This is a genomic window from Mycobacterium novum (genome assembly GCF_010726505.1).
GTDB classification, from domain to species: domain Bacteria; phylum Actinomycetota; class Actinomycetes; order Mycobacteriales; family Mycobacteriaceae; genus Mycobacterium; species Mycobacterium algericum.
On sequence record NZ_AP022562.1, the window covers coordinates 4,040,379 to 4,053,691 of the forward strand.

The window sequence follows — 13,313 nt, forward strand, 5'->3', positions numbered from 1 at the left end:
TGCGCGAGTGACTGACCGTACGCCGAAGCTCTACATCTTCCCGCACGCCGGCGGATCGCCGCAGTACTACCTTCCCTTCTCCAAAGCGTTCACCACCGACGTCAAACGCATCGGAGTGCAGTACCCCGGCAAGGGCGGTAACCACGACCTCGGCGCCTTCACCAGTATCGAGGACCTCGCCGACCGGGTCTGCGAGAAGCTGGCTCCGCCGGCCGACGAGTGCGCCGCCTTCTTCGGCCACAGCATGGGCGCCCTGCTGGCCTTCGAGGTGGCTCGCCGATTCGAAGCGAACGGCACCAGGATCGCGGCGTTGTTCGTCTCCGCGGCGGGGGCGCCGGGGCGGGCGGGGTACGACAACATCGGGGACTCCGATCGCGGCCTGCTCGAGGCCGTCAGCCAGATGACCGGGGTCAACCCCGAGTTCCTGGAGAACGAGGAGTTCGCGGTGAAAATCCTCCCGACCTTGCGCGGGCTGAAAGCCATCGCCAACTACGACTGCCCGCCGGAGGCCCGGGTGTCGTGCCCCATCGTCGCTTTCCACGGCGACGAAGACGACGTCGCGACCGCCGACAAGGTGGCCCCCTGGGCCGAGCGCACCACCGCGGAGTTCAGCGCCAGGACGTTCACCGCGCCGGGCCACCACTTCTACCTCAACGACCACTTGCCGGAACTGGTCGGCGACATCGAGGCGAAGCTGGCGGCCTACTGCCAACGATGACCGGCGAGCGCGGCCACGCCCGGCTTGACTGTGAGTTTGCTGTTGGTACCGGTGTGACCGCTGGTGCTGTTAGCGATCTCTGCGCTAACATGCCGGGTCTGCCTTGTTCGCGCTGTATGGGACCTAGAAATTCCTTGTCAACAGTGCCTACGTGGTAGCCTCCGCGGGAGGGAAACGCCTGGGATGTCGGGGTCCAAGGAGTTTTTGCGTAGGTTCCAAGCATCCAGAAGGGGTACCCGTGTCGATGGTCGAACCACCCGTTCCGGCCGCATGGGCCGCGCGATCTCGGCGACCGGACGTACCCGCCCTCCTCTTCGACCGGCATGGCGGGCAACCGGCCCCGGGTGAGGCTGCAGCACTGCGCTGAGCGGGCCGCGCCACGTTGCCCACCGGACCCGATCCCAGGGAAGCATCCCAAATGTCGCTAATCCAATTGCATACCTCCGCTGTGCAGGGGCGCCGCGCAGCGAAACCGTCAGTTCGGACGCCACACGTGACGACTCTGGACGGGGCCGAACTACTGAGCAGGTGAGGTCCGCGGACCTGACAGCACAAGGAGAAATCATCGCTATGCCGGTTACTCAATCGCACATCCCGAGCCTGTTGGCCGACCGTGCCCGGGAAAAGCCGGATGCGCCTGCGTACACCTTCATCGACTTCGACGTCGACCCGGAGGGCTACCGCGAGACGGTGACCTGGTCGCAGCTGCGTGACCGGGCGCAGGTGGTGGCCGCCGAGTTGGCGACCTGTGCCTCGCCCGGCGACCGGGTGGCGCTGCTGGCCCCGCAGAGCATGGAGTACATCATCGGTTTCTACGGCGCGCTGGAGGCGGGAATGATCGCCGTGCCGCTGCCGGTGCCGATGTTCGGCGCGCACGACGAGCGGGTCTCGGCCGCGCTGCGCGACTGCGCACCGGCGGCGATCCTGACCACGTCGGCGGCGGTCGGCGACATCGCCAACTCGATCCGTGACCTGGGCGGGAAACCGCCGGTGGTGATCGAGGTCGACGCGCTGGACCTCGACTCCGAGCCGCCGGTGGCGCCCACCACCACCGCGCACACCAAAATCGCCTTCCTCCAGTACACCTCCGGTTCGACCCGCACCCCCGCCGGTGTCATGGTCGGCCACCACAACGCGATCGAGAACATGCGGCAGATGATCGCCGACACCTTCGAGGACCGCGGCAAGACGGTGCCGGCCGACACCACCCTGGTGGCATGGCTGCCCTTCTACCATGACCTGGGCCTGATGTGCGGCATCATCTTCCCGCTGGTCGGGGGGCACCAGGCGGTGATCTTCAGCCCGATGGCGTTCCTGGCCAAGCCGGCCCGCTGGATGCAGCTGGTGGCCAGTTATCCCAACGCCTACACCGGTGGACCCAACTTCGCCTACGAGCTGGCCGTCCGGCGTACCTCCGACGAGGACATGGCAGGTCTCGACCTGGGTCAGGTCCACACCTTTGCGTTCGGCGCCGAGCGGGTGCACGCGGCGACGTTGCGCCGGCTCGTCGACCGGTTCGCCAAGTTCAACCTCAACCCGGCGGCGCTGCGGCCCGGTTACGGCCTGGCCGAGGCCACCGTCTACCTGACGTCGAACACCCCGGGCAGCCCGCCACCGACCCCGCGCTTCGACTACACCAAGCTCGCTGACGGCATCGCCGAGCCGAGCGGACCCGAGGGCGGCGTCGAGCTGGTCAGCTGCGGTGTGCCGCGGGCCTGCACGGTCCGCATCGTGGACCCCGACACCCAGACCGAGAACCCGGAGGGCAAGGTCGGCGAGATCTGGGCGTACGGCCCCAACCTGGCCGCCGGCTACTGGCACAACCAGCAGGCCACCGAGGGCACCTTCGGCGGCAAGCTGGCCGACCCGTCGCCCGGCACGCCGCAGGGCCCCTGGCTCAAGACCGGCGACCTCGGCGTCATCTCCAGCGGCGAGCTCTACATCGTCGGCCGGATCAAGGACCTGCTGATCGTCGACGGCAAGAACCACTACCCGGACGACATCGAGGCCACCGTGCAGGAGATCACCGGCGGGCGTGTCGCTGCGGTATCCGTATCGAACAGTAGGTCGGAGCAGCTTGTTACGATCGCCGAGTTCAAGAACAAGGGGGGCTCGGACGAGGAGGTCGCCGACAGGCTGAACGAGGTGAGGCGGAAGGTCACGGCCGCGCTGTCGAAGGCGCACGGCCTGGCGATCGGCGATCTGGTTCTGGTTCCGCAAGGCGCCATCCCGATCACGACCAGCGGCAAGATCCGCCGCTCCAGCTGCGTGGAGATCTACCAGCGGGACGGATTCGACCGACTGGATACTTCCGCTCGGTCTGTGTGATGCGATGACGAGCTGCTCGCGCGGCTTTCGGGGAGGTTGAGTTGAGCGAGATGAACGCTGTACCGGCCGGGGGGCCGGATCGCCGGGCCATTGTCGCTGAGGCGCTGCGCAAGATTGATGATTTGACGGCGCGGTTGGCGGTGGCGGAGGCCGGTGATACCGAGCCGATCGCGGTGGTGGGTTTGGGTTGTCGGTTGCCTGGTGGGGTGGGTGATCCTGCCGGTTTTTGGCGGTTGTTGTGTGCTGAGGGTTCGGGGATTGTTCGGGTTCCGGCGGATCGCTGGGATGCGGACGCGTTTTATTCGTCGGATCATTCGGTGGCGGGGACGATTTGTTCTCGTGAGGGTGGGTTTTTGTCGTCGTGGCAGCCTGCGGAGTTCGATGCGGAGTTTTTTGGTATTTCGCCGCGTGAGGCCGATGCGATGGATCCTCAGCAGCGGTTGTTGATGGAGGTGGCCTGGGAGGCGTTGGAGCATGCCGGGATCACCAAGGAGGCGATTCGGGGCACCCAGACCGGCGTTTTCGTCGGCATGACCACCAGCGACTACGCCCTCGACATGATCGGCAATATCCAGGCCGCCGATATCGATCCCTACGTTCCCTTCGGCAACGCCGCCAATTTCGCGGCCGGCCGGTTGGCTTATTTCCTGGGTGTGCACGGTCCGGCGATCATGCTCGATACGGCGTGTTCGTCGTCGTTGGTGACGATTCATCTGGCGTGTGCGAGTCTGCGGCGCCGGGAGTCCGATCAGGCGCTGGCGGCCGGGGTGAACCTGATGCTGACGCCGCAGAACAGCATTGCCACCTCGCGGTGGGGGATGTTGGCCCCCGACGGGCAGTGCAAGACCTTCGACGCCGGCGCCGATGGCTATGTCCGCAGCGAGGGTGCCGGGGTGGTGGTGCTCAAGCGGCTCTCGGATGCCCAGCGTGATGGTGATCGGGTGTTGGCGGTGGTGCGGGGTTCGGCGGTGAATCAGGATGGGCCGTCGTCGGGTCAGACGGTGCCGTCGGGTCCGGCGCAGCAGAAGGTGGTGCGGGCGGCGTTGGCGGCGTCGCGGTTGTCGCCGGGTGATATCGATTATGTGGAGGCGCACGGGACCGGGACGGCGCTGGGTGATCCGATCGAGTTGGATGCGTTGGCGGCGGTGTTCGGTGAGCGGGGTGCGGCGGCGCCGTTGGTGTTGGGGTCGGTCAAGACCAACCTCGGGCACCTGGAATCGGCTGCCGGTGTCGCGGGTTTCATCAAGACGGTGTTGGCGGTGCAGCACGGGTTCATTCCGCGGCATTTGAATTTTTCGGCGTTGACGCCGAATGCCGGTGTGGGGGCGTCGAAGTTTCAGGTTGCGGCCACGGCGATGGAGTGGCCGGCGGTGTCGCGTCCGCGTCGGGCGGGGGTGTCGTCGTTCGGGGTGTCGGGCACCAATGCGCATGTGGTGGTCGAGCAGGCGCCGGTGTCGGAGTCGGTGTCGCCGGTTGCCGAGCCGGCGGTGAGCACGTTGGTGGTTTCGGGCAAGTCGCCGGCGCGGATCGCGGCCACGGCCGGCGTACTCGCCGACTGGCTGGCCGGCGATGGCGCCGACGTACCGCTGACCGAGGTCGCCCACACGCTCAACCACCACCGGACGCGCCATCAGAAGTTCGCCACCGTCGCCGCCCGGGACCACCGACAGGCCATCGCCGGTCTGAGCGCGCTGGCCGCCGGAGAGTCCGCACCCGGCGTCGTCGAGCCGGCAACGGTGCTGCCCGGGCCCGGTACGGTGTTCGTGTTCTCCGGGCAGGGTTCGCATTGGGCGGGGATGGGTCGGCGGTTGTTGGTCGATGAGCCGGTGTTTGCGGCGGCGATTGATGAGTTGGAGCCGGATTTTGTTGCGCAGGTGGGTTTTTCGCTGCGGGATGTGATCGCCTCGGGTGCTGAGATTTCCGGTGATGCGCAGGTGCAGCCGGTGATCATGGGCTTGCAGGTGGCGTTGGCGGCGTTGTGGCGGTCCTATGGTGTGGAACCGGATGCGGTGGTGGGGCATTCGATGGGGGAGGTGTCTGCGGCGGTGGTGGCCGGGGCGCTGACGCCGCAGCAGGGGTTGCGGGTGATCGCGGCGCGGTCGGCCTTGATGTCGCGGCAGGCCGGTGCCGGGGCGGTGGCGCTGTTGGAACTGGATGCCGCGGCAGCGCAGGAGTTGTTGGCGGGTTATCCGCAGGTTGAGGTGGCCGGGTACTTGTCGCCGCGGCAGACGGTGGTGGCGGGTTTGCCGGCCGAGGTGGATGCGGTGATCGCGGCGGTGGCCGGCCGGGAGCGGTTTGCGCGGCGGGTCAATATGGAGGTGGCCTCGCATACCGCGTTCATGGATCCGATCCTGGCTGAGTTGCGGGAGCAGTTGGCGGATCTGGTTGTGTCGGCCCCGCGGATTCCGTTCTTTTCCACGGTGGTTGATCCGGCCGGGCCGGTTCCGGTGCTCGATGCCGACTATTGGGTCGCCAATGTGCGTCAACCGGCGTTGGTCGCCCAGGCCATCACCGCCGCGGCACGCGAGCACGGCATCTTCATCGAGATCAGCCCCCACCCGCTACTGACGCATACCATCGACGAGAACCTGGAGGCGATTCCGCACCGCAGCGTCGCGACGTTGGTGCGCGACGGCGACGACACCGTCGGATTCCACCAGCACCTCAACAGTGCGCACCCACTCAAACCCCGGGACCTGCCGCATCCGCCCGAGCCGCACCCGGTGCTGCCCACCACGCCGTGGCGGCACACCCGGCACTGGCTGGAGATCGAGAACTCGGTCAGCGCAGCCGAATCCGCGCCCCGTCCCGGGGTGCTGCTGGGCACCCACATCAAGATCGGCAGCACACCGACCGTCCACTTGTGGCAGGCGCGGCTGGCGCCGGAGTCCAAGCCGTATCCCGGCAGTCACCGCAACAACGGGGTGGAGTTGGTGCCGGCATCGGTGCTGCTGCAAACGCTGTCCGAGGCCGCCGTCGAGGCGAGCGGCCAGCCGGCCGTCAGCGACATCCGCTTCGAGCACCCGATCATCATCGACCGGCCGCGGACCGTCCAGGTGGTCGCCGACGCCGAGTCGATCGCCATCTTGTCGAAGGCGGTCACCGACGATGCGGGTGCACGCTGGGTCAAACACCTCAGTGCCCGCATCGCGCCGCGCGGCGAATCCGCCTGCGACGGCACCAAGCCGATGCACAAGAACGGCCACGCCGGAACGCAATTCGATGACGACGCGGTGACCTCGCTGTGGCTGACCTGGGGCAGTGAAGGCCGCCCGTTCGACTGGTCGCTCAGGGCCGGCCGATCGACCCCGGCGGAGCTGCGGGCCGACATCGAAGCAGCAGCGGCCGCACAATCGGGTACGGTCGCCCTGCTCGACGCCGCATTGCACGTCGCACGGCTGGTGGACGACGCCAACCCGGACCTGATGGTGCCGGCCTCGGCCCACAGCATCCGGTTGGGGGAACCGCCCGCCGACGGCCGCGCCGGCGTCACCGTGCACCGTCGCGAGGGCGACGACGGCGAACTCATCGTGGACATCGCGGTGAGCACGCCCGACGGCGAATGCTGCGTCGACATTCGGTCGCTGCGCTACACGGCGCTGGAGACCGCGGCGCCCACCGGGGACCCCAGCTCGATCGCGCACGTTATCGACTGGCAGCCCTGGGAGGCGGCTCCGCAGACGCCGGAGCAGCCCGGCACGCTGGCGGTCCTCGGCGACGGCGACGCCGCCGAGACGCTGCGGGGCGGGCTGGTCGCAGCCGGTCACCGCTGCGCCGGCATCACCGAGGCCCAGGCCGTCGTGTACGTCGCCGGCTCCCGGCCGGGCGAGACCGACCTGGATTGCGCGTCTCGGCTCGTCGGCGAGGTGTCCGAGCTGGTGGCCCAGCTCGCCGAGCGGGAGAACCACCCGCCGGCACTGTGGATCATCACCCAGGGTGTCCACGAGGCCGGCTCCGATGCCGCGGTGCGCCAAAGCGCCCTGTGGGGCCTGGCCGGGGTGATCCGCGCCGAGCAACCGCAGCTCTGCGGCGGCCTGGTCGATCTGCCCGAAGATCCCGTCGGCATCGCCGGTGGCGTCGCGCCGCTGTCGGCGGTGCTGCGCACCCCGGCCAAATCCATCCTGGTGCTGCGCGACGGCCAGTTCCTCGCGCCGACGTTCACCCCGATCTCCGGCCCGCCGCAGCGGGAGCCGATGGTGTGCCAGCCCGACGGCGCCTACCTGATCACCGGCGGTATGGGTGCTTTGGGCCTGCTGATGGCCGGGTGGCTCGCCGACCGGGGTGCCCGCCGGCTGGTGCTGGCCGGGCGCAGCGCCCTGCCGCCCCGGCGCGACTGGGACGGTGACGATGTCGCGCCCGATCTTCGCCGCCGGATCGCCGCCATCCGCGCGCTGGAGCGCCGCGGTGTCAGCGTCGACGTGGCTGCCCTCGACATCGGCTCCCGAGAGGCGGTGGCCGAGCTGCTGGCCCGCCGGGATGCCGCCGGCGCACCGCCGATTCGGGGCATCATCCACGCCGCCGGCATCACCGAGGGGCAGCTGCTGACCGAGGTCGACGACGACCGGCTGCGGGCCACCATGTGGCCGAAGATCGCCGGCGCCCAGGTGTTGCACGAACTGTTCCCGCCGGCGAGCGTGGACTTCTTCTTCATGACCGCCGCGGCGGGCGCGGTGTTCGGGGTGCCTGGCCAGGGCGCCTACGCGAGCGCGAACGCCTACCTCGACGGGCTGGCCCGCGCCCGCCACCGGCGGGGCTGCCACAGCGTCAGCCTGGACTGGGTGGCATGGAAGGACCTCGGATTCGGCGCCGAGGCCCACGTCGTGCTGCACGAGTTGGAGCGGATGGGCTCCCGGCCGATCTCCCCGGCCGAGGCCTTCGCCGCCTGGGACCACGTCGAGCACTACGACGTCGCCCAGGCAGTGATGGTTCCGTTGCCCACGGAAGGCTCCGTCGGGAAACCCGGATCCGCCGTTGCCGACGCCGGCGGACCGACCCGCGACTGGGCGCAACTGCCCGCCGATGAGATACTCAGCGAGCTGGAAATCGGGTTGCGCAGCATCCTGGCCCGCGAGCTTCGCATGCCGGAGGCCGACCTGGCGCTGGACCGGCCGTTCGCCGAGCTCGGCCTCAACTCGGTGATGGCCATGGCGGTCCGGCGCGACATCGAAGCGCTGGTCGGCCTGGAGCTGTCGGCGACGATGCTGTGGAACCACCCGACGACTGCGGCGCTGGCGGCCCACCTGACCGGCAAACTGCTGCCGCAGGAGGACTCCGGCGACGACCCGGCTGCCGCCGGCGCGGAGCTGCCCGAGTCGGCCGACAGTGTGTTGAATGAGCTGTTCGACAGCGTGGAATCGGCTCCGGCCGGATGGGACGGGATCTAGTGGGAATCGGGTTCCCCGCATGACCGCAGCATTTGACGAAGAAGCCCTGCGCCACTGGTTGGCCGACTATCTGGTCACCAATATCGGTTGCAGCCCCGACGAGATCGACTTCAACGCGTCGCTGAACGATCTGGGCGTCGGATCCCGCGACGCTGTGGTGCTCTGCGGTGAGCTGTCCGAGCTGCTCGGCCGCAAAGTGTCGCCGGTGGAGCTCTGGCAGCATCCGTCGGTCACGGAGTTGGCGCGGTTCCTCATCGAGCCGGAGTCCGCCGACGAGGAGGCCGGACCCGAGCCCGGCCGGTTCGGCACCGACGAACCCATCGCGGTGATCGGCCTGGGTTGCCGGTTCCCCGGCGATATCAACTCGCCGGATGCGCTGTGGCAGTTCCTGATCGACGGCGGCAACGCGGTCACCGAAGTGCCGGCCGATCGGTGGGCGCCGTTCGACGACGGATCGCCCGAGGTCTCAGGCGCCATCGCCCGCACCACCCGCTGGGGCTCGTTCTTGAGCGACATCGCGGCCTTCGATGCGGAGTTCTTCGAGATCTCCAGCCGGGAAGCCGTCAAGATGGACCCGCAACAGCGACTGCTGCTGGAAGTGGCGTGGGAAGCGTTGGAGCACGCCGGCATTCCGGCGACCTCGTTGCGGCGCACGCAGACCGGCGTGTACGTCGGGGCCAGCATCACCGAGTACGGCTGCCACGCATCGGCCGACTTGACCGGCGTGGACGCCTGGAGCAACGCCGGCGGCGCCCTGAGCATCATCGCCAACCGGCTCTCGTACTTCCTGGACCTGCGCGGGCCCTCGGTGACGGTGGACACCGCGTGCTCCTCATCGCTGGTCGCCCTGCACCTGGCGTGCCGGAGCCTGCGGACCGGCGAGTGTGAGACCGCCATCGCCGGCGGGGTGAACCTGCTGATGTCCCCGGCGGTGTTCCGCGGCTTCGACCAGAGCGGCGCCCTGTCGACGACCGGCGCATGCCACGCATTCGACGCCGACGCCGACGGCTTCGTCCGCGGTGAGGGCTGCGGTGTGGTGGTGCTCAAACGGCTGTCCGACGCACGCCGCGACGGCGACCGGGTGCTGGCGGTGGTCCGCGGATCGGCGATCAACTCCGACGGCCACTCCAACGGACTGCTGGCACCCAATCCGGCCGCCCAGATGGCGGTGTTGCGCTCGGCCTACGCCGACGCCGGAATCCCGGCACAGGAAGTCGACTACGTCGAAACCCACGGCACCGGAACGCTGCTCGGCGACCCGATCGAAGCCCGGGCGCTGGGTACGGTGCTGGGACGAGGACGCCCGGTGGACGCGCCGCTGCTGCTCGGCGCCGCCAAGTCGAACCTCGGCCACCTGGAAGCGGCCGCGGGCATGGTCGGCTTCATCAAGTCGGTGCTGGCGGTGCAACGGGGGCAGATCCCGCGCAACCTGCACTTCAACACGCCCAACCCGCACATCTCATTCGACCAGCTGCGCCTGAAGGTCGTTGCCGAACAACAGGACTGGCCGTCCACCGAGCACCCGCGACGCGCCGGCGTCTCCTCGTTCGGCTTCGGCGGCACCAACGCCCACGTGGTGATCGAGCAGGCGCCGCCCGCCAAAATCGCTGCGCGCGAGCCCGATCCGGCGGTCACGACGCTGGTGATCTCGGGGCGGACCCCGGAGCGGATCGCCGCGGCCGCCGGCGACCTGGCCGCCTGGCTGGCGGGCGACGGCGCCGAGATCGAACTGCCCGACGTCGCGCACACCCTCAACCACCACCGCGCCAGGCAAGCGCAGTTCGCCACCGTATGCGCCCGCGACCGGGGGCAGGCGGTGCGCGGTTTGCAGGCGCTGGCCGCCGGCACCTCCGGCGACGGGTCGGGTAGCGGCGTTGTCGGCCCGCACGACGGGCCGTGCGGGCCGGGCACCGTGTTCGTGTACTCCGGGCAGGGCTCGCACTGGGCCGGCATGGGCCGGCAACTGCTCACCGACGAACCGGCGTTCGCCCGGGCACTGGCCCTGCTGGAACCGGTGTTCGTCGAACACGTCGGATTCTCGCTGTGGCAGGTGATCTCCGGCGGTGAGGCGATCAGCGGTGACGCGCAGGTGCAGCCCGTCCTGATGGGACTCCAACTGGCCCTGACCGAACTGTGGCGCTCCCACGGGGTGCACCCCGACGCCGTCATCGGCCACTCCATGGGTGAGGTGACCGCGGCGGTCGTTGCCGGGGCACTGAGTACGGCCGATGGATTCCGGGTGATCGCGGCCCGTTCCCGGTTGATGTCGCAGCAGGCCGGGCAGGGCGCGGTGGCGCTGCTCAACCTGGACAGCGAGGCCACCGGGGCGCTGCTGGCCGGCTACCCCGACGTCAGCGTGGCCGGTTACCTGTCGCCCAAGCAGACCGTGGTGGCCGGCCCGGTGGCGCCGGTGGATGCCGTCATCGCGGCGGTCAGCGCCGGAAACAAGTTCGCCCGCCGCGTCAACATGGAAGTCGCTTCGCACACCGCGTTGATGGATCCGATCCTGCCCGAACTGCAAGCAGCACTGGCGGGCCTGACTCCCGAGGTCGCCACCATCCCGTTCTTCTCCACCGTGACCGAGACCGCCATGCCTGCCGGGGGTATGCCGCTGCTGGACGCCGACTACTGGGTCAGCAACGTCCGCCAGCCTGCGCTGCTGGCCCAGGCCATCACCGCCGCGGCCGCGGAGCACACCACGTTCGTCGAGGTCAGCGCGCACCCGATCCTCACGCATGCCATCGCCGACACGTGCGAGTCGCTCGGCGGCCACCACCACAGCGTCGGAACCTTGGCCCGCAACGCCGACGACGCGATCAGCTTCCACACCAACCTCAACCGCACCCACACCGCTCAGCCGCCGCAGACCCCGCATCCGCCCGAACCGCACCCGGTGCTGCCCGCGACGCCGTGGCAGCACACCCGGCACTGGATCGACACCGTGGAGATGCGGCGCAGTCCCGGGCCGGCCGGGTCCGGTGTGGCTCCCGCGGCCGGCAGTGCCGGCGCGGTACCCGCGGAGTGGTGGTGCGAGCTGAGCTGGCCGGAAAGTGCATCGGGTGGCCGCGAAGCCGCCGAACCCGCCGCCACCGGCCAGTCCTGGCTGGTGATCGGCGGCGACGATCTGGGTGCCGAACTCGGCGCGCTGCGACCCGGGGCCGTGACGACGCTGGACGCATCGGTGCTGGCCGCCGGCGCCGATCCCGCCGCCCTCGCGACGGCGCTGCGCGGAGCGAGCCGTGTCCTCTACGCGCCGTCGACCGCGGCAGCCGACCTCAGCGCGACACCGGCCTACGACACGTTCAACGCGGCACGGCGACTCGCCGCGGCCATGCTGAACCAGCCGGCCCCGGCGACGCTGTTCCTGTTGACCCGCAACGCCCAACCCGTCGGCGACGGCGACCGCGCCAACCCCGCGCATGCCGTGCTGTGGGGGCTGGGTCGCAGCCTGGCCCTGGAACATCCCGAGATCTGGGGCCGGGTCATCGACGTCGACGAGTCGGTTCCGGCGTCGCTGGTCGCCGGGTACCTGCTCGCCGAATCCGACGCCGAGGACACCGAGGACCAGATCGTCTACCGCGCCGGTGTCCGCCGGGTTCCGAGGCTGCGCAAGGGCCGGCCCACCGGTGCTGCCGCACCGGTCGAGTTCGACCCGGACAGCTGCCATCTGGTGATCGGCGCCACCGGCAACATCGGACCGCAGCTGGTTCGACAGCTGGCGGCCAGCGGAGCCAAGACCATCGTCGCGGTGTCGCGCAACCCGGGGACAAGGCTCGACGAGCTGGCGGCCGAGCTGGCGGGGACGACACTGGTGACGGTGGCCGCCGACGCGGCCGACGAGACCGCGATGAGCGCGTTGTTCGACCGGTTCGGCGCCGACCTGCCGCCGCTGGCGGGCATCCACGTGGCCGCCTTCGCGGGCGGGCCGGTGACGCTGCGCGACATGACCGACGACGACGTCACCGCCATGTTCCGGCCGAAGCTCGACGTGGTCGCAGTGCTGCACAAGCTGTCGCTGCGGCACCCGGTGCGCCACTTCGTGCTGTTCTCGTCGATCTCCGGAATCACCGGATCGCGCTGGCTGGCGCACTACACCGCGACCACCACCTTCCTGGACACCTTCGCCTACGCGCGTCGTGCGGCCGGGCTGCCGGCCACCGCGATCAACTGGGGGCTGTGGAAGTCGTTGAACGACACCCAATCCGACATCGAACGCCAGGTGACCGTGGAGTCCGGTCTGGAGCCGATGAGCGACGACGTGGCCATCGGGGCGTTGCCGCTGGTGATCGGCGCGAACAGCGCGGTGCGCCACACCGTGGTGGCGGCGGACTGGCCACGGCTGGCCACCGCCTACCGCACCCGGGCGGCGCTGCACATCGTCGACGACCTGCTGGCCGTCGCCGAACCCGCCGACGGATCCGCGCCGGTCACCACCGAGTTCCGCCGCGCCCTGGCCGAAGCCGAACCCGAGCAGCGCCTGGGGTTGCTGCACGACCACGTCACCATGCAGGTCGTCGCCGCCATGGGCCTGGCCTCGCGCCACGTGCTGGACCCCACGGCCGGTTTCTTCGCCTCCGGCATGGATTCGCTGATGAGCGTGACGCTGCAGCGATCACTGTCGGACAGCCTCGGCGAAATCCTGCCGGCCGCAGTCGTATTCGACTACCCGACCATCGACGCGCTGACCGGATACCTGGCCACGATCCTGCCGGAGGTGGCCGAAGCCGCCGAACAGGACAGCGCCGACGCCTATGACGACATGAGCGATGACGAGCTGCTCGCGCAGCTTTCGGAGAGGTTGAGTTGAGCGAGATAGGTTCCGCGTCGGCCGGGAGGGCCGAATCGGCCGGGGGGTCGGATCGTCGTTCGATTGTCGCTGAGGC

4 protein-coding genes are annotated in these 13,313 nt (G+C 69.5%); all 4 read left to right on the forward strand.

The features are described from left to right. Positions 1-7: 7 nt before the first annotated feature. A complete protein-coding gene (locus G6N19_RS19065; protein ID WP_193465442.1) occupies positions 8-718 on the forward strand; it encodes a thioesterase II family protein in 711 nt (236 codons plus the stop codon). 570 nt (positions 719-1,288) lie between these two features. After that, positions 1,289-3,046, forward strand: coding sequence for an AMP-binding protein (locus G6N19_RS19070; protein ID WP_193465443.1), 1,758 nt, complete (start codon positions 1,289-1,291; stop codon positions 3,044-3,046). Positions 3,047-3,096: 50 nt separating this feature from the next. Then, entirely contained in the window at positions 3,097-8,430 is a 5,334-nt protein-coding gene (locus G6N19_RS19075; protein WP_193466449.1) for a type I polyketide synthase, read from the forward strand. A 19-nt stretch (positions 8,431-8,449) separates the two neighbouring features. Further along, positions 8,450-13,237 (forward strand): type I polyketide synthase, encoded by a 4,788-nt coding sequence (locus G6N19_RS19080; protein WP_083040701.1) that lies wholly within the window; start codon positions 8,450-8,452, stop codon positions 13,235-13,237. Positions 13,238-13,313: the final 76 nt, after the last annotated feature.